Here is a 17356-nt window from a genome sequence, read left to right on the forward strand (position 1 = left end):
AGATTATGAATTTAGACCTAATCTAAATATAAAACATGAGGAGGAATCATCCATGAATGAACAATTAACGGTGCTGCTGAACAACCAAATCGCCAACTGGTCGGTCCTGTATGTCAAGTTGCATAATTACCATTGGTATGTCAAAGGCCCTCAATTTTTCACGCTGCATACGAAATTCGAGGAGCTGTATACGGAAGCGGCGCTGCATGTGGATGCGCTGGCCGAACGGCTGCTGGCATTGGGCGGCAAGCCGGTCGCGACGATGAGTGGAAGCCTACGGCTCGCTTCGGTTCGGGAGGCGGAAGGCGAGGAGAACGCAGAGCAAATGGTGGCGGCGCTGGTGAACGATTTTACTCTGATCATCGCGGAGCTTAAAACAGGTATGAAATACGCCGAGTCCGTGGAGGACGAAACGACGGGAGATCTGCTGTTGGCCATTCATTCGAGTTTGGAAAAGCACGTCTGGATGCTGAACGCGTTTTTGGGCAATTAATTCAAGCGGTAAGATCAAAGATCGCAGTGCTGCGGCTCTGCCCGCCGGTACACGGCTTGGACAATCGGCTTGCTTCTATCGTATGATGAAGTCATAGATATGGAAGAAGCTGTATTGGAGGAGATCAGAACGATGAAGCCGCGTTCCAAAAAGATAGGGTACTTGCTCGCCGGAACGGCCCTTGCCGCCGCTTGTGTGGTACTGGTCGCGTACGGCGGCGAGCCGCCTGCATGGCTGCTTACGTCCGGGAAGGGCGCTGCGCCGGAGGCTGCCGAAAAACAAGCCCCGGTCCGCCGCGAAATTCTCGATTTTCATATGACCGATCTGGATAAAGGCCGGATTCGCTATACGGATGGCACAAGCAGCGTGACGGAGGACGGAGGCGCCCATTGGACGGCGCCGACCCCGGGCCTCCCGGATGCAGCAGCATCCGATACGAACGGGCCGAGCGCTTCGCTAACCGATGGCAAAAAGCTCACGGCGATTGCTTACCAGACTAAAGACTATCCGGTGAAGCAGTCGCAATTTGTCACCGACCGGGTCGGCTGGGCGCTTGTCTCGGCCGGAACGGAGTTGGCCAATCCGCTGCTGGTAACGACGGACGGAGGACAAACCTGGCATGCCGAGGTGACGCCTGCGGTGAAGGATGCGCTGCAGGAAGAAAAGCAGCGTCAGCAGCGGATTAGCCGGGAAACGGCTTTGTACGCTTCTCCCGAGCAAGCCAAGAAGGCGATGGATACCGCTTGGACGCTCCTGCCGGATACGGCCAGTCCCGGCGACGTCGTGCTGGTGCGGCACGATCAGCCCGGCGAAGTCGCTTGGCAGGGGAAGACGTATGAGCTGCGGCCGTTCGAGGCCGGGTATTTCACTTATCTTCCGGTGCCGATGAAGACGAAGCCCGGCTCATACCCGATCGGCGATCAGACGCTGAAGATCAAGGATAAAAAGTTCGAGACGCAGCACCTCAAAGTATCGAAGCAGATGGAAAGCATGCGTCAGGATACGAAGCGAATCGAAGCCGACCAGAAAAAAATCGACGCCGCGCGAAGCAAGTCGGAGCCCATGTTTCTGTTCTCCGACCCCTTTATTCAGCCGATCGAAGGGATATTAACGACGCCATACGGTCATACCCGTTATGTGAACGGCAAGTTTGCCAGCTCCCATACGGCCATCGATTTGGCGGCCAAAGAAGGCACCCCGATTAAAGCAGCGAATGACGGTATCGTAGCGCTGGCGGACAATTTCTATTTGACGGGCAATACGATCTATATCGATCATGGAATGAATTTGTTTTCCCAGTACGCGCACTTGTCGAAGCTTCAGGTAAAGACAGGGGACCGGGTGAAACGGGGAGATATTATCGGGCTGGTGGGCTCGACCGGATTCTCAACGGGACCGCACCTGCATTTTACGTTCTGGGCGCACAACGTTCCGGTCAACCCGAATCTGTTCTTTAATGCGACTCCGTTTCAATGGCTGAAGCAGGAGCCCCAATCGCGTTAAGCAAGCAAGTCCGCTGCTTTCCGAAAAAGTCCGGTGAATGGCACCGCAGCTATGCGCCGGACTCGCAAAGCAGCTGTACATCGTTCGTGGCTGAATTGCTTCCATAATATGTCGGAGGCCACGTCTTTCTGTCACCTTCTTATATACCATAGGTTATGAAATACATAGATTAACATATATTATTATTTATTCATCAACCATTGTAAAATAAACCTTATCAAAATAAAGACAAGCAGAAAGGGGGAGTCAGAGTGGAAACGACAGCTAAACAGCAAACAGGAGAGAAAGTGATTCGTATCCTCGTTTTCACACTGGTTATCTCTGTCATGAGCGCGACGATGTTCAACATCGTGCTGCCGCAGATTGGGGCGGAGTTCCGGCTCACGCTTGCGCAAGTCAGTTGGGTCTCATCGGTCTATATGCTGATTTACGCGATCGGCTCGGTCACCTACGGGAAGTTGGCCGATAAGTATAAGCTCAAAAATTTGCTAACGTTCGGGTTAATCTTCTTCGCGATAGGTTCCCTGATCGGTTTAGCCGCGCAAACGTATTGGATGGTGCTCCTCGGCCGGATTTTGCAGGCCGCCGGGGCTTCGGTCGTGCCTGCAACGGCCATGATCATCCCGATTCGCTACTTCCCGCCGGAGACGCGCGGCCGCGCTATGGGCATTGTGGCTGCCGGGCTGGCGCTCGGCGGAGCGCTCGGGCCGACAACCTCCGCTTTGATCGTCAGTGTCGTTCATTGGCGCTGGCTGTTCCTGCTGCCGATCTTGGCGCTGCTTACGCTCCCGTTCTATCGCAAGTATCTTGACGACGAACCGGGCAAGGCCGGGAAAATCGATTGGCTGGGCGGTGGCCTGCTGGCTATAACGGTAGCGCTTGTGCTCCTGTCCGTGACAAACGAGGCTTGGCTTCTTGCAGGCTGCGCACTGCTTACACTAGGATTGTTTATCGTACGCATTCGTTCCGCGGCCGAACCGTTCGTTCAACCTGGGCTGTTCCGCAATAAAAGCTACTCTTACGGGCTTGCGATCGCTTTTATTGTGAACGGGGTCGGGTATTCGCTTGCCTTTTTGAGCCCGCAGCTTTTATCCCTCGTCAACGGTCTGGCTCCGGGATTGGTTGGCTTCAGCATGGTGCCGGCCGCCATCGCGTCGGCGCTTCTGGGCAGAACGGGCGGCAAGCTGGCGGACGATAAAGGCAATCCGTTTCTGTACTTCACGGCTTCGGCGCTGCTGATCGGCTGCTTTGTCCTGCTGTCGACCTTTGCGGGAATTTCGCCGATCGCCATTGCCATTTTCCTGATCTTAGGCAACGTTGGACAGACGTTCATGGTCGTGGCTTTGTCGAACACGATTTCCCGGACGCTGCCTAAAGACCAGACCGGCGTGGGGATGGGGCTGCTCTCGCTGCTGAACTTTATCTCCGGTGCTCTCGCCGCCGGCCTGTACAGCAAGATGGTCGATCACGGTTCCTCGCTTCAATGGAATCCGGCGAACATATCGTTGAATCACAACGCGTTCGTATTCAGCAATATTTATATGGTGCTCGCGATTTTGCATCTCGCGACGCTGGCCTTCTACTTTTTTCAGTTCGGCAAGGTCGTTCGGAAAAGCCGTGTCGCGGAAGGGTGAACGAACGGAGAACATGGCCCGCGATGATTGCTGCAAAACGAATCGATACGAGCCTTCAAGCGTCCCGAAGCGGGACGCTTTTGTTTACTTTAGTATCGTCTAGTAGTCTTCCTTGCCGCAAGCGAACATGATATACTTCTAAATACTGAACTGTTTTGTTTATAGCGTGAAGACTAAATAACGAGCATTGGACAGGTGAACGACATGGCTGCACGCGCTTCCGTACGCCAACACATTTTGGATGTCGCTTCCGAATTATTTTATCGTGAAGGGATCCGTTCCATCGGTGTAGATACGATTGTTGAGAAAGCCGGTATTAGTAAAGCAACCCTATACCGTCATTTCACAACCAAAGATGAGTTGGTTGTTGCCTATCTTGAGGCACAGGATCATATCAACTGGCAGCACTTTGACGAAGCGATCGCTGAGCATGCAGGATCGCCAAAAGAGCAGATGCTGGCGTTGATTGATGCTACAGTGGAATTGTTGGAGCCGGGATATCACCGAGGCTGTCATTTCTTGAATGCACTCGCCGAGTTTTCCGAAGAAGATCATCCCGTACATCTACTGGCGGTCGAGTACAATCGGGCAATTCGGATGCGCTTATCCCGCCTGTGCCAGCAAGCAGGCGCGAGCGACGAGAACCTGACCGATCAGCTGATGCTGGTAATTAACGGTGCCTTATCGTCAGTGCCGATATATGGCTTTATGGGCCCTGCGGCCCAGCTTAAAACAATCGCCGCACATCTGATTGATTTCTATCTCGAAAAAGCAAAAGCTTAGAGAAAAGCAGCCATATAGGCCAAATCCCCCTTTTGATCATCATCCGAATGGGTTCGATGAGATGAAAAGGGGGATTTTTTATTGCCGAAAAAAACATGTTGACACGAAACAAAACTGTACTGTATTATTTTGACATGAAACTAAACAGAACTGTTTCGTTTCGATGAAATGTAATGAACTGCATCACGGAGGTGTCCCCCGAATAGCTTGCAGTAAAGAAGGAGGTTCTTCATCTAGGGGCGGGTGTACTCATTTATCGTTTGTTACATAGAACGACTTTCAAAAGAGGTAAGATCTCGGCTAATCACAAGGAGGAAACAATGTGAGTAATGTAACTGTCATCGGCTTGGGGCCAATGGGCGCTGCCCTCGTACAGGCGCTGCTTCGAAAAGGTCACCGCGTTACCGTCTGGAACCGGACGACGGCCAAGGCTGAACCATTGGTCCGGGAAGGAGCGATGCTTGCTGATAGCGCGGCATCTGCGATAAGTGCGAGCCCGGTCACGATCGTCTGCGTTGCAAACTACGAGACTTCGTACAGCATTCTGGATACCCAAGAAGTTGCCCCGGCCCTTGCTGGTCGAGTCCTCGTACAGCTTAGCACGGGAAGTCCCCAACAAGCACGAGACAACGAAGCGTGGGCACGTGAGCGGGGGGCCGACTATCTGGACGGTGCCATCGCGGCTACTCCGCCTCAGATGGGGAGGGCGGACACTACCATTTTTACATCGGGGACGTACAGCGCGTACCAAAAGAGTGAGCCGTTTCTCAAGAGTTTGGCCGGGAATGTGCCGTATTTGGGAGATAAGGTTAGTTCGGCCTCTTCGACCGATCTGGCATTTCTTTCCTACTTATTCGGTTCGATGCTGGGATTTTTTCATGCGGCCCGTATTCTGGAATCGGACGGCCTTCGCGTGGATTCGTTCGGCTCCATGATCGCTGAAATATCTCCGGTTATAGGGGAGATGGTCAAACACGAAAGCGAAGTTATTCAAACCGAGACGTACGATCAGCCTCAGAGCTCTCTCAATACCTGCATGGTAACGGTAAAACTGTTCTTGGAACAAGCCCGCGAAGCCGGGATTAATTCGGAATTTCCAACCTTCGCTATGGGTCTTTTCAAGAAAGCCTTGGATGCGGGTTACGGAAATGAGGAGCTCGGCGCACTTATCAAAGTGCTTCGATAGAGAGGCAGAGGCTGACCGCGAACCTTGTACTACTCGGGTTGTCATGAAAAAAAACGGTTGCTTCGGCAGGCCGTTTTTTTATATCGGAGTAACTGGTGTTCAAGGCTGGCTTCGCAGCTCCGGCGAGACGAATTGGATATTGCGGACATCGGCGTCCGCCGCGGCGAAGTCGAGCAGTCCGCGACCTTCCTCAGCCAAGGCTCCGCAGTCTTCCCTGGTTAACGGCTCGAAGGGCTCGATGACCAGCGTGACGGTACGGCGTTGGCGCACGATCCTCCATATCCCCCGGACGAAGCCGTCGACGAGGATGGTGGCCCGAACGATACCGTTCTCGGTGCAAACTAGGGGGCGGTACTCGTCCGCCAGGATGCGCGTTCGATCGGCATAGGACAAGAGCATGTTATCGAACTCGCCGAGAAAGCGGGGCGGCGCCGGGGTATCCGGACCGGGGAGCGGCGCGCCCGGCACATCGAACAGCTCGCTGCCGTCCTCGCTCTTGTAAACGGATAGACGCGGCCGGAGCCGGTCGATCGTTTCGCGCAGCCGGGTTAGTCCCGACCACACCTGCATGTCCTTGACCGTGGCCGGTCCGAATGCGGTGAGGTAGCGGAGAATCGTCTCCTCCAGCGATGGAGCCGTGGCTAACGATTGCCCCAGCCAAGCTTCCGCAGAGGTGTGGGCGGCTTGACCGCCGTCGCCCCAGATGCCGCGCGGCGGGACTTGAACGAGCGGCACCAAAGCGCGTACGGCGTTGGCAAGCGCAGCGGGATCGCGGTCGGGCCACTGCTCGCGCAGCAGCTTGCCAAGCTCGCCGAGTGTCCGGGGCTGTTCCTCGACCAGTATCCGGCCGGCCGCCGCGACCGCTTCAAGATCAAGCCCCGTCAGACGCCGTCCGTAGCTGCCGCTGAGACCGCGTTCATAGACGGACTGCATCAAGGGACGCAAGAACAGGCTGTCGCGGGCGGTAACCAGATGAATGGTCGACCGCATCAGCGCGATGCGAACCGCACGCCGGTCCAGAAGTAAACGGGACAGATCGTCCTGACGGAACCCGCGCAGCCGCGTCCACAGCCCGAAATAGGGCGGGTTGGGCGCTTGAGCCTGCATGCCGACCAGATGCTCCAGCACGTCGGCAACCGGCATGTCCGCGCGTTGCAGCAGCAGCTGGCGTGTGAGCAGGGCACGGTTCAAGGTGCGGGCTCCAAGCACGACGGGACGAGAGGTTTCCCCGAGGGGGCCGTTTGCGGCGTCCGGCCGCGGTTGTGTTTGCACGAGATGAAGACCTCCTTAACAGCGCAATCAATCTGTACTATCTTTTAATTCCTATCATACTCCGGCAATCCTGACAGCATTATGTCCGTATTGAAATGGCTAAATAAATGTAAAGCGCCCCCTCTGGACAGCGTTCGAGCAGCTCGAACAACCCCAAGGAGGCGGCCTAAGGACAACATATCACGGGCGCCGATCCGATTCTCAAAACCGTCCCGACCGGAAAATCGACAGCAGCAGCCATAGAAACATCAGCGCGGCGACGCAGAAACCGATTTCAATGACGGGAAAATTCCACAGGAAGGTCGATTGTCTGCCAAGCGACGAGCCGATAATAAGACCGACCATAATAATGCTGAATGCGAGCAGAACGATGCTAAACGATAGCTGGTTGCTGATGCGGTCCATTTTTCGCATCAAGGTATCCAACTCGGCGATCGATATTTCAAAGCGAAGCCTGCCTTTCTTCACCATCGCAAGCAGCTCGCGCAGCTTCATCGGCGTTTCCGTCAGCAGGGAGGCGGCCTCGCTTACTTGATGCCACACGCTGTCGGCCATATTGCGGGGACTAAACCTTTCGGCGAACAGCTTCCGCCCGAACGGCTCGGCAATGCTGATGACGCTGAACGTCGGGTCCAGCGAAGTGACGACGCCTTCGAGCGTGAGAAGCGCTTTGCCGAGCAGCGTCAGGTCGGCCGGAATGCGCACACGGTGTTCGTAGGCGACGGCCAGCAGGTCGTTGACCGATTCGCCTAGCTTGACGCGGCTGAGCGGTACGTCGTAGTATTTCTCCCGCAGCTCGTCCACATCCGCGCGCAAGGAGTCCATGTCGACATCGTCGGGAATGATGCCGATGCCTTCAATCGCCTTGATGACGCCGTCTGTGCTATTGCGCCGCAGGGCAATGACAAGCGAGCCGAAATGGTATTTCATCATCGGGGTAAGACGCCCAACCATGCCGAAATCGATCAGTCCGATCACCCCGCCCGGGAGGACGATAATGTTGCCCGGATGCGGATCGGCATGAAAGAAGCCTTCCACAAAAATTTGCTGGAAGACGATCCGGGCAATCGTTTCGGACAGCTTTTTGGGATCGTACCCCAGCTCTTGCAGACGCTCCGTTTCGGTAGGCTTTACGCCTTCCAGATACTCCATGGTCAGCACGTTGCGGCTCGAATAATCCCAATAAATCGCTGGTATATGTACATCCGAATCGCGCTCGAATGGCTTCGCCATCCGCTGCGCGCTGCGCCCTTCGTTCGTGTAATCCAACTCGGCGCGCAGCGACTGGGACAGCTCGTACACCATGTCGCGCACCTGATATTTGGCCGCCCAGTCGAGCCGATGCTCGGCCAGGCGGGCCAAATCGTCCAAAATTTCAAGATCCGTTTCAATAATGGAACGAATGTTCGGGCGCTGGATTTTGACAGCGACCGGCTCGCCCGTATGCAGGCGGGCGAGATGGACCTGCCCGATGGAAGCCGCGGCGATCGGCGTCTCTAGAAATTCCGCGAACAGCTTCTCGAAGGGCTCGCCGAACTCGCTTTCGAGAACTTCGCGCACTTGCTCGAAAGGGAAGGGCGGAACCCGGTCCTGCAGCTTGACGAGCTCGTCGATAATATGAGCGGGCAGCAGGTCGGGACGCGTGCTGGCGATTTGGCCGATTTTGACGAAGGTCGGGCCAAGCTCCTCCAGAAACGTCCGGATGCGCTCGCCGATGCTGCGCGACCGGGCCTCCCGCCGTTCATTCAAGCCGATACGCGTCCCCGCAAGCAGATCGGGCAGTCCAAGCTCTTTGACGAGGAAGCCGAGCCCGTTGCGGGCAAACGCTTTGGCAATGTCGCGGTACCTCTGCAGGTGCCGGATTTTCCGTCCGAGACTCATGAGCTTGCGGGAGGTAACGTTTGGCCGGCTTCGGGCTGCTTGCCTTCCAGCTCGGCGACGCGGCGCTCGAGCTCCCCGATGCGCTGATTCAGCCGGACGTAATCGTCCTTGGTCGTCAAGTTCATCTCATGAAGCGCCTGACGCATGTAGCCGCGCACCTTCTCCTCAAGCGTGGATTGGGCTTCCTCTCCTTTGCGTACCAGGTCATCCACGAACTGCTCCGACTCGGCCTTGTTCAGCTCGCCTTTTTTGACCAGCTCGTCGACGAATTTCTCCGCCTGCTCTTTGCTAACCACGGCAAAGCCCAGCCCCATCGAAACCGCTTTTCCCAACAAATCTCTAATCATCTCTGTCCCTCCTGTTCGTATCCGTATAGAGTGATTTTATCATAGCGGAACGCAAACGCCAAAACGGACACCGGGCCTAAATAAATTGCGCCGATGAGCACGGATTATCAAAAAAAACGGTGTGTTTTGTTGTACAATAAATTCCATGACACGACGGCTGGAGGCTTGGTGATCGAAATGGATTATTATAAAAGAATTCAAGGGGCGATACAGTTTATCGAAGACCGCCTTCAGGAGGAGCTGGACATTACGGCCATAGCGTCGGCGGCTTGTTTTTCGGCTTTTCATTTTCAAAGGCTGTTTCAAGCCATCTCGGGATTTTCCGTGCACCAATACATTCGACGACGGAGATTGTCCGAAGCCGCGGTTCTATTAAAGGAAACGGACAGAAGCGTTCTTGACATCGCGGTTGCATTTCAGTACGGATCGCAAGAAGCGTTCACCAGGGCGTTTGAGAGTCAATTCGGCATCACGCCGGCGAAATACCGGAAGGAGTCCGGCCCGCTTCGCTTGCAGGACAAGGTGAATTTTCTCGATTATCAACAACATGCGGAAGGGGAATTGAACATGAACCGGCCTGAGATTATCGATCTGGATGCAATCCGGATCATCGGCTACGAATATCGGACGACGCTGCAAGAGGAGCAATACTTTGAAGAAATTCCGCGCTTTTACGGCGAATTTGGGAGTAACGGATTGTTTCTGAAGATTCCGGGTAGAGCCGCTCCGGAAATGGCCTACGGGATTGCTTGTGAGTTCCAGGATGACGGCCGATTTTCGTTCGTGATCGGAGAAGAAGTGCACGAGTTGACGGACGAGCTGGAGCCGGGATTCATTTGTTACGAGATTCCAAAGGGGAAATACGCGGCATTTCGGGTCGACGGATCTGCTCAAGATACGAGAAAATACATATACGGCACATGGCTGCCGAATTCGAATTACGAGCGGCGGGAGGGGCCGGATTTTGAGGTGACCGATGTGCTCAAGTCGTCTCCGGATGCCATAAGCATGATCATCTATATTCCTATCGAATAGGTGGGATAAGAAGCTGCAATTCGGCAGCTTCTTTTTTTATGGTTGGCGGTTATAATTGCTTAAGTCAATGGTCGATTTTTGACCAAAGATCAGCTACAATAGTCAAGGCATTCAGAATTGAAGTCGTGAAGGAGAGTTACCGTTGACGTTATCCCATGAACGCGGCCTGGAATCCCCGTTCCAGCTCCGGCATTATCTTACGCTGATTACCGTAGTCATTATCGCCGGGATGAACCAGGGGCTGCTGCTGCCGCTGCTTACTCTGCTGCTTGACAAGACGGGGGTCTCGACCGGGGTGAACGGCTTGAATGCGGCCGCTTTGTATATCGGGACCTTTGCCACGATGTTTTGGATTGAGAAGCCCGTGCGCCGGTTCGGCTACAAGCCGGTGATCGTCGGCGGCATCCTGATCGTGCTTGTCGCGCTGATCTTATTTCCATCATTTCCTAATTTCTGGGTATGGCTCGTGCTCCGGTTTATGGTAGGCGTGGGAGACAGCGGTCTGCATTATGCGACCCAGCTGTGGATCGTTTCCCGCTCTCCGGCGGACAAGCGAGGCCGGTACATCTCGCTCTACGGGATGGCTTACGGGGCAGGATTCAGCTTGGGACCGCTTGGCATCAACCTGCTGCCCTACGGAATGTGGGCGCCTTTTCTGGCGACGATGCTGTGTACGGTCGTGTCGCTGATGTTCGTAAGCCGGCTGCCTAATGCGCTCCCGGAAACGGTAAAAAGGGAGCCGGGGGCGCAAGCCGTCACCACCTATCCTGCTGTATTCCGGCTGGCTTGGTACGCTCTGCTTACCTCGTTCCTGTACGGTTACATGGAATCGTCCATGAACAGCAATTTTCCCGCTTACGGCTTGCGCATCGGCATGTCCGACGCATGGATATCGCTGCTGCTGCCGGTCATCGGGATCGGTTCTCTGATCCTCCAGCTGCCGCTTGGCGTATGGAGCGACCGGTGGGGCCGCAAGCCGATCCTGATGGCGGCGGGCTTAATCGGCGGGGCCGCCTTTGCCGCCGTCCCGTTCGCCTCGCAGGGGAATCTGCTGCTGGTGCTGATTCTGTTCGGCCTGGCGGGCGGGCTCGTCGGCTCGTTCTTTACGCTGGGGCTAGCCTATGCGGCGGACGTGGTGCCGAAATCCGTGCTGCCGCGCACGAACGTCATCGCCTCCGTGCTGTTCAGCATCGGGAGCATCACCGGTCCGAACATCGGCGGCTTCAGCATGCAGTACTTCTCCGTCCACAGCATGTTTTATTGGCTTGGCGGCGCGTATGTCTTATTTGCGCTGCTCGGACTATGGTTCCGGCCGAAGGTTTCCTGAGTCAAGCAGGCAAGCAAAGGAGGGCCGCACAAATGCGGTTCTTTTTTGCATGGAAGCGCGAATTGCCTTAATTTAGACATAAAGATAGCTCTTGCGAGTCATTGTGAGACGATTGAACTGGGTTATCCTTAAATCAAATAACAGTACCACAGGATGATTCGGAAGGATGACACAATGTTCCATGTCCGCACGGTGCTCGTTCCGTTATACTTGAGGTATTCCACAACGGCAGATCATAACCAACGGAGAGGGTGGAATGGAATGAAAATCAATAAAAACAAGTTGCTTTTCTTGGCGGCTGCCTTCGGTATATTGTGCATCGGAGCCATTCTCGTTGCATTCATTCAAGACGATTCGAGTTCAGTCGATCCTTTGATCGCTGAAAAAGCGGCGGGTTACCAGGTCGCGACCGTTCAGGTAAAGGAAGATGGCTTTGAGCCCAAACAAATCGAGCTTCAAGCGGGCGTGCCGGCGAAAATCAACTTCAAGAAATCGTCGCGATTTACTTGCATCAAGAGCATGATCTCCAAAGACCTAGGAATTATCGACGCTCCATTGGCAACTGGAAACAATATCGTCGCTTTACCCGAATTGAAGCCTGGCACGTATCGCTATCATTGTGGAATGTATATGTTTGACGGCGTCATTACGGTGAAATAAAGTAAGAACGAGGTTGTCCCGTCAAGGCGGCAAAGATAGCATCATCAAGCGAAGCGGCGGTCGTCTCCCGATATGTTGTCGGGGGAGGGTCGCCGTTTTTTTGTGTTTTATTTGCGATTATTCCAGTTTCCGGAAGGTTCATAGCGGGTTTGTATCGAAATACATTGGATAGTAGATCCTTTAAGGAAGGTGATCTGAAATGAATACGACGACGGCATCAATCGAAAGCTTCAGGAACATCATCGAGGTATCCGGCGAAGGAACGGTTGCCGCGGCTCCGGACCGGGCTTTGATTACACTCGGGGTAGTGACGGAGAAGGCGAATCTGAGCGAAGCGCAGGCCGAAAATGCCGCAGCGGTGTCAAGCATCCTTCAATCGCTGTACCAGCTGGGAATTCCGAAGGAGAAGGTGCAGACGGTCCAGTACGGCATCGATATCCAATATAACTACAAGGATGGAGTGCAGACGTTCCGCGGCTACAAAGTCACCCATCTTTTGCGAGTGACAGCGGACAAGATCGAGCAGACGGGTGTTATCGTGGACACGGCGGTTCGCCATGGAGCGAACACCATATCCGGCGTCCAGTTTACTTCGGCTCATCCCGAGGCTTATTACCATCAGGCGCTGACGAAGGCGGTCCACAGCAGCCGCCAGAAGGCGGCGACCCTCGCCACAGCGATGGGCGTAGCGCTTCATCCTACCCCGGTGCGGATTCAAGAGGTGTCGCATGGCATCGAACCGCCTCCGTACCAGATGGCGACTTTTGCCGCTGCGGCCTCCACACCCATCCAACCGGGAGAGCTGAACATTTCCGCTGCCGTCAAAGCTTATTATTCTTATTCTTGACGATTTCTTGGATCGATTGAAAAAGTAGACGCCAGTCCCGCGTAATTTCCAGCCATGCTTTCCAGCGGCTTCCAGAGCTCCCCTGCCATTTTATAATTTCCCGCATTGGCGGAGGAATCGACTTGCACGCGCTCCACGATTCCAAGCACGAGATGATCCCCGCCAACGGGAATAATTCGATCCAGCTTCAGCTCGAACGCAATCGGCGCTTCAAACACGGAACGGCACAGCGACGCTCTTGCTAAGCTCAAACGAATTACTAATCCGTAATGTTTCCGCACCAGCGAGTGATTCCTTCATTTATTGTTTGCATTGGATTCGGATCTGATAGAGAAATCGCCCAGGCAATATGTCCATCGGGCCGAATAAGTGCCGTGTGGACGTCGTTCCAATCCGCGTCTGCCTCAGCCAAAGATGCATGTACAACTTGCAGGTTGCTATACGTTTCCCATTGACCGCTATTCTGTTCATTAAAATGGAAGTGCAACAGAAGAAAAGTACCTTTGTGCAGGAACGGATAGGAGTTAATCAATTGCCCGTCTTTCAGCTTTAAGCCTAGATCCTTGAAACGTTTCCCGTTTAAAGGATGGGGAGGCGCTTCGGCGTCTGGAGCATAATGTACATCAATTGCGGAAATTTGTGCGGCGATTTGATAATTAGCCTCCGGTATTTGAATCAGATTAGCTAGCATGCTTCGCAGTTCCGTGATGGGAGGAGTCACGTCCAGAAGCAGGGTTTGGACCTCGGTATTCCGGAGCAAGGCCGTATTCCATGGGAAACGTTCGGTATGATAACTGTCCAATAGCCAGTCCGGAGCCCAGCCTTTGATTGCTCCTGCAAGCTTCCAGCCTAAGTTCATCGCTTCTTGTAAGCCGACGTTCATTCCCTGTCCACCAGCCGGAAAATGAATGTGCGCCGAATCTCCCGCCAAAAACAATCGACCATTCCGATAGCGTCCCGCTTGCCGCGTCGCATTTCCGAAACGGGACATCCATTTCACATCGTTCAATCCCAGGTCGCTTCCGGTCGTACGGATGATCGATGAACGAAACTCTTCAAATGTAACGGTCTCATCCTTAGAGATGTTACGTCTCTCCATATCGATAATTAAGACCCGATACATATGATCATTGATCGGCATGATGCTGACCAAACCTTTTTCTGTAATCCGGGATATAACACTCATAGGAGCCAAATCAGATAGAACGGCATCCCCCAGAATAGCCGTGAAGGTCGCGTCTGTACCTTCAAATGATATATTTGCATGTTTGCGAACTAAACTTCTGGCTCCGTCCGTACCTACCACATAAGCAGATCTTAACGTTGTTTCTCCATTAGGTCCCGCGATCTTAACGTCGACCCCATCCTCATCCTGATGCACAGATAGAGCCTCAACCTCTCTCCAGACCTCTGCGCCAAGGCTAAGAGCCCATTCCTCCAGCACCTTCTCCGTCTCACTCTGCGGTAAAAAGAGAGTGTGATTGGAAGAAGAATCCAACACCGAGAAATCCAAAGGAGTTTCTAATCCGGCAAAATGCCCTCGTGAAAGTAAGCGGCCTTTACTGATTAATTTTGATTTCACTCCACGCATATCTAATATTTCTAGGGTTCGTGGATGTACTGTAAGCGCACGTGAATATGGAGTTGTTTCTTTTAATCGCTCAATGACGCAGACCTTTACACCGTTTAATGCCAATTCTCCAGCCAACATCATGCCGACAGGTCCGCCACCGATAAGGATGACTTCATATTTCATATAAATAACCTCTTTTCTTAAACATTATGGGAAGATCACGATAGCGTCTATTTCGATAAGCCATTCAGGATCGGCTAGTGCTTGAACGCCTATATAGGTACTTGCTGTCTTCGGCCAGTTAGGGCCAAATACATGAAATCCGGCGTCAAAAATAATCGAAATCAATTCCGGGTTGTGGTTTACCACAAAAATATTCATTTTTGCAATGTACAATGGATCCGCTCGCGCGGCTTCCAATGCATACTTTAGATTGGTGAACACTTGAATCGCTTGCGCGTAATAGTCCCCTGAGCCGACCAATGCTCCTGTTTCATCTACAGAAACCTGACCTGAGATGAAGGCCAGTTTAGAGGCAGTAGTTACCACGACATGAGAAATTACAGATGTAACCTTATCCGTCAATGTCTTTGGATTCACGATTTCCATAGGCAAGCATGCTCCATTTCCATATTTATAAATCTTTTCTTGAAAAGTGGATAAGTGTTTCCGACAGAACCTCCTTCGTAAATTATTGTTTCGTTTGAACTCTTTTTAATTCTTGTTATAAAAGAAAAAAATAAAAACAACGTATAAAATTTGTTTCATATGAAACAATATTATTGTACTGGGTCACTCCTTATCCTGTCAACCCCAATATGAGCATGCCCGTTTGTTTCTCAGAAAATAATCTATGCTATAATGAAACAAATGAGTCGAGGAGCCAGCATAATCATGGATACTGCCAATAAAAACAAAACCGCAATTCATGAATTTTTCGTTCAGTTTCTTCAGCAAAAAGAGCAATATGAAACCCGAATAACTGCAACATACCTCGAGGATATCCGGAAGCATATCGAACCGGAATTCAGATTGAACATGACGGAACTGCACACCATTGCGTGCATCGGAGAGCAGGAGCCGATCAATGTCACTTCCATCGCGGAAAGGATAAATTTAAGCAAAGGGAATACCTCCAAGATCGCAAATAAATTACTAAAGGCAGGTTGGGTGCGAAAAGCCCAACTCAACGATAACAAAAAGGAAGTGTATTTTCGGCTAACGCCTGTCGGCAAAAAGCTATTTGCTGCTCATGATGAGCTCCATACGAAGGAAAAGCAAAGAATGTACGAATTTTTGGAAAGATACAACGAAAGCGAGCTTGAATTTATCAAACGGCTGTTTGGAGATATGGTTGACTTCTATCGCTAACGTACCTCAACAAAGACAATAGGCAGCCGTCCGGAGTTGAACTGTACATATGTTAGACATCAATAACAATTGGAGGTACAGTTCAAGTGAGTGCTACGGGGAGCTCAAACGGCGAATTCCCGAAATTACGCATAAGGTATTAAGCTCCCAGTTGAACGAGTTGGAAAGCAGCGGTATCGTTAACAGGGAAGAGTACCGGCAAACGCCTCCGAAGGTGGAATATTCGTTAACTCCAAGAGGAAGAACGGTAATGCCCATTCTGGAGGAGATGTGCAAATGGGAGTGCACAATCAATCACCGTTGAAATGAACGCACCGACCAAGTACAATGGGGATAGATGATAATCATTCTCATTGGATAATTGGAAGAAGGTGCGTTTTTTGACACCGAATATCTTGGTAGCCGACATACACGATTATTTTGACCGGATCGCCGAAATGGTTCATGGAACGGTGCGTACCCGAAGCTGGGAGCAGCAGCTTTCCCCGCCGCCTCATATCGGAAAGGGGAAGATCACCCGGATGCGGATTCGTCCGGGAATGGAGATTGTTGTTTCGGATATAACGTACGAGCGCAATATGAAGCTGCACATTATGGAAGCATGCCGGCTGTTCGAATTGAGCTACTGCTTAAGCGGTGAAATTTATTGCGAATGGGACGGCAAAGAAAATTGGACGGGGAGCCGGGCGGGCAACGTTCTGTTCCTGGAAAATATTCGAGTGTACGAGGAAATGAAAGCGGGTCTCCGGCAGCAATTGCTGGAGGTGCGTTTTGCTCCCGAGGAACTGCTTCGTTATGCCGACGATGCGATCGAGAAGCACGGGATGGAAGCTTGGATGAAGCGGCATAAGGGGAGTATTGATCCTTACTCCGATTCCCCGGCCATCCGCAAATGCGTATCCGACCTTATCCATTGCACCTATAAAGGATCAATGAAGCGATTGTACATGGAAGGCAAAGCGATGGAGCTTCTTGCTTTGTTTGCCGAGGCGGGCGGACGCAGTCCTATAGACGGCAAGCTCGTGTTGCGCCGCGACGATATCGAGAAGCTGAAGGAGGTCAGGCAGTGGGTGATCAGCCGGGTTGAGCACCCGCTGTCCATCCGGGAACTGGCCAGACTCGCCGGGATCAACGAGTTTAAGCTGAAGAAGGGCTTTCGCGAGCTGTTCGGCATGACGATCTTCGAGCTTGTAAGACAAGAGCGGATGGAAAGGGCGCTTCGTTTCATAGAGATCGAGCGGATGAATGTGGGGGAGGCTGCCGTTGCCGTCGGTTACAGCAATGTCAGCAATTTTACGACGGCTTTTCGGAAGCATTACGGCTGCAATCCCGGCGAATATGTAAGGCAGCTTCATCATTTGGATTTGCGGCAAAGCATGGAGCAGGAGAACAACAACCGTTGAAGCAGGCCCTTCAGACCCTTGGATTTCCAAAGGTTTGAGGG

General features: G+C 52.8%; 18 protein-coding genes. 12 read left to right on the forward strand and 6 right to left on the reverse strand.

What is annotated here, in order from left to right:
• The first annotated feature begins 52 nt into the window (after positions 1–52).
• The 5 genes from PEL01S_RS08235 (at position 53) to PEL01S_RS08255 (ending at position 5599) form a co-directional block, all read left to right on the forward strand.
• Positions 53–493 (forward strand): Dps family protein, encoded by a 441-nt coding sequence (locus PEL01S_RS08235; RefSeq protein WP_127459987.1) that lies wholly within the window; start codon positions 53–55, stop codon positions 491–493.
• A 132-nt stretch (positions 494–625) separates the two neighbouring features.
• A complete protein-coding gene (locus tag PEL01S_RS35545) occupies positions 626–1996 on the forward strand; it encodes a M23 family metallopeptidase (protein WP_275587223.1) in 1371 nt (456 codons plus the stop codon).
• Between the two features lie 251 nt (positions 1997–2247).
• Complete coding sequence (locus tag PEL01S_RS08245; RefSeq protein WP_127459989.1) at positions 2248–3630, forward strand: MFS transporter; 1383 nt, start codon at positions 2248–2250, stop codon at positions 3628–3630.
• Between the two features lie 204 nt (positions 3631–3834).
• The gene (locus PEL01S_RS08250; RefSeq protein WP_063184722.1) at positions 3835–4413 is read left to right on the forward strand and encodes a TetR/AcrR family transcriptional regulator; all 579 of its coding nucleotides are present in this window, start codon (positions 3835–3837) and stop codon (positions 4411–4413) included.
• Positions 4414–4735: 322 nt separating this feature from the next.
• Complete coding sequence (locus PEL01S_RS08255) at positions 4736–5599, forward strand: NAD(P)-dependent oxidoreductase (protein WP_010497388.1); 864 nt, start codon at positions 4736–4738, stop codon at positions 5597–5599.
• A 99-nt stretch (positions 5600–5698) separates the two neighbouring features.
• On the opposite strand, the gene PEL01S_RS08260 is transcribed toward PEL01S_RS08255, so the two are convergent.
• The 3 genes from PEL01S_RS08260 to PEL01S_RS08270 all read right to left on the reverse strand — a co-directional run bounded on the left by PEL01S_RS08260 (position 5699) and on the right by PEL01S_RS08270 (position 9099).
• A complete protein-coding gene (locus PEL01S_RS08260; RefSeq protein WP_174806916.1) occupies positions 5699–6871 on the reverse strand; it encodes a winged helix DNA-binding domain-containing protein in 1173 nt (390 codons plus the stop codon).
• A gap of 201 nt (positions 6872–7072) precedes the next feature.
• Positions 7073–8752 carry an ABC1 kinase family protein gene (locus PEL01S_RS08265; RefSeq protein ID WP_127459990.1) on the reverse strand — a complete coding sequence of 560 codons (1680 nt, stop codon included), beginning with the start codon at positions 8750–8752 and terminating at the stop codon, positions 7073–7075.
• Positions 8749–9099, reverse strand: a complete 351-nt coding sequence (locus PEL01S_RS08270; protein WP_010497392.1) for a phasin family protein — start codon at positions 9097–9099, stop codon at positions 8749–8751. Before PEL01S_RS08270 ends, PEL01S_RS08265 begins: the two co-directional genes overlap by 4 nt.
• A gap of 177 nt (positions 9100–9276) precedes the next feature.
• Here PEL01S_RS08270 and PEL01S_RS08275 point away from each other — a divergent pair, with 177 nt between their 5' ends.
• From PEL01S_RS08275 to PEL01S_RS08290, 4 genes are all read left to right on the forward strand, one after another.
• A complete protein-coding gene (locus PEL01S_RS08275; RefSeq protein WP_108533789.1) occupies positions 9277–10134 on the forward strand; it encodes an AraC family transcriptional regulator in 858 nt (285 codons plus the stop codon).
• Between the two features lie 142 nt (positions 10135–10276).
• Complete coding sequence (locus tag PEL01S_RS08280; protein ID WP_174806917.1) at positions 10277–11461, forward strand: MFS transporter; 1185 nt, start codon at positions 10277–10279, stop codon at positions 11459–11461.
• A 261-nt stretch (positions 11462–11722) separates the two neighbouring features.
• Positions 11723–12121: a cupredoxin domain-containing protein gene (locus PEL01S_RS08285; protein ID WP_163768510.1), complete on the forward strand. Its 399-nt coding sequence runs from the start codon at positions 11723–11725 to the stop codon at positions 12119–12121.
• 199 nt (positions 12122–12320) lie between these two features.
• Positions 12321–12968, forward strand: coding sequence for an SIMPL domain-containing protein (locus PEL01S_RS08290; RefSeq protein WP_127459992.1), 648 nt, complete (start codon positions 12321–12323; stop codon positions 12966–12968).
• Here PEL01S_RS08290 and PEL01S_RS08295 read toward each other — a convergent pair.
• The 3 genes from PEL01S_RS08295 to PEL01S_RS08305 are packed head-to-tail and all read right to left on the reverse strand — an operon-like array spanning position 12959 to position 15150.
• Positions 12959–13219, reverse strand: coding sequence for a flavin reductase family protein (locus PEL01S_RS08295; protein WP_127459993.1), 261 nt, complete (start codon positions 13217–13219; stop codon positions 12959–12961). The two genes, PEL01S_RS08290 and PEL01S_RS08295, sit on opposite strands and share 10 nt — an antisense overlap.
• A gap of 8 nt (positions 13220–13227) precedes the next feature.
• On the reverse strand, positions 13228–14724 hold the full coding sequence (locus tag PEL01S_RS08300; protein WP_127459994.1) for a monooxygenase: 1497 nt from the start codon (positions 14722–14724) through the stop codon (positions 13228–13230).
• A gap of 24 nt (positions 14725–14748) precedes the next feature.
• On the reverse strand, positions 14749–15150 hold the full coding sequence (locus tag PEL01S_RS08305) for a RidA family protein (protein ID WP_063184662.1): 402 nt from the start codon (positions 15148–15150) through the stop codon (positions 14749–14751).
• 285 nt (positions 15151–15435) lie between these two features.
• Here PEL01S_RS08305 and PEL01S_RS08310 point away from each other — a divergent pair, with 285 nt between their 5' ends.
• The 3 genes from PEL01S_RS08310 to PEL01S_RS08320 all read left to right on the forward strand — a co-directional run bounded on the left by PEL01S_RS08310 (position 15436) and on the right by PEL01S_RS08320 (position 17315).
• Positions 15436–15912 (forward strand): MarR family transcriptional regulator, encoded by a 477-nt coding sequence (locus PEL01S_RS08310; protein ID WP_108533784.1) that lies wholly within the window; start codon positions 15436–15438, stop codon positions 15910–15912.
• A 49-nt stretch (positions 15913–15961) separates the two neighbouring features.
• On the forward strand, positions 15962–16216 hold the full coding sequence (locus PEL01S_RS08315; RefSeq protein ID WP_127459995.1) for a winged helix-turn-helix transcriptional regulator: 255 nt from the start codon (positions 15962–15964) through the stop codon (positions 16214–16216).
• A 76-nt stretch (positions 16217–16292) separates the two neighbouring features.
• Positions 16293–17315: a helix-turn-helix transcriptional regulator gene (locus PEL01S_RS08320; protein ID WP_127459996.1), complete on the forward strand. Its 1023-nt coding sequence runs from the start codon at positions 16293–16295 to the stop codon at positions 17313–17315.
• Positions 17316–17356: the final 41 nt, after the last annotated feature.

The organism is Paenibacillus elgii NBRC 100335, assembly GCF_004000865.1.
Taxonomy (GTDB): Bacteria; Bacillota; Bacilli; order Paenibacillales; family NBRC-103111; genus Paenibacillus_G; species Paenibacillus_G elgii.

What these genes read in the sequence shown, in the direction of transcription:
- PEL01S_RS08235 (WP_127459987.1), top strand. Translation starts at nt 53, where the DNA reads ATGAATGAACAATTAACGGTGCTGCTGAACAACCAAATCGCCAACTGG.
- PEL01S_RS35545 (WP_275587223.1), top strand. Translation starts at nt 626, where the DNA reads ATGAAGCCGCGTTCCAAAAAGATAGGGTACTTGCTCGCCGGAACGGCC.
- PEL01S_RS08250 (WP_063184722.1), top strand. Translation starts at nt 3,835, where the DNA reads ATGGCTGCACGCGCTTCCGTACGCCAACACATTTTGGATGTCGCTTCC.
- PEL01S_RS08265 (WP_127459990.1), bottom strand. Translation starts at nt 8,752, where the DNA reads ATGAGTCTCGGACGGAAAATCCGGCACCTGCAGAGGTACCGCGACATT.
- PEL01S_RS08270 (WP_010497392.1), bottom strand. Translation starts at nt 9,099, where the DNA reads ATGATTAGAGATTTGTTGGGAAAAGCGGTTTCGATGGGGCTGGGCTTT.
- PEL01S_RS08275 (WP_108533789.1), top strand. Translation starts at nt 9,277, where the DNA reads ATGGATTATTATAAAAGAATTCAAGGGGCGATACAGTTTATCGAAGAC.
- PEL01S_RS08285 (WP_163768510.1), top strand. Translation starts at nt 11,723, where the DNA reads ATGAAAATCAATAAAAACAAGTTGCTTTTCTTGGCGGCTGCCTTCGGT.
- PEL01S_RS08290 (WP_127459992.1), top strand. Translation starts at nt 12,321, where the DNA reads ATGAATACGACGACGGCATCAATCGAAAGCTTCAGGAACATCATCGAG.
- PEL01S_RS08300 (WP_127459994.1), bottom strand. Translation starts at nt 14,724, where the DNA reads ATGAAATATGAAGTCATCCTTATCGGTGGCGGACCTGTCGGCATGATG.
- PEL01S_RS08305 (WP_063184662.1), bottom strand. Translation starts at nt 15,150, where the DNA reads ATGGAAATCGTGAATCCAAAGACATTGACGGATAAGGTTACATCTGTA.
- PEL01S_RS08310 (WP_108533784.1), top strand. Translation starts at nt 15,436, where the DNA reads ATGGATACTGCCAATAAAAACAAAACCGCAATTCATGAATTTTTCGTT.
- PEL01S_RS08315 (WP_127459995.1), top strand. Translation starts at nt 15,962, where the DNA reads ATGTTAGACATCAATAACAATTGGAGGTACAGTTCAAGTGAGTGCTAC.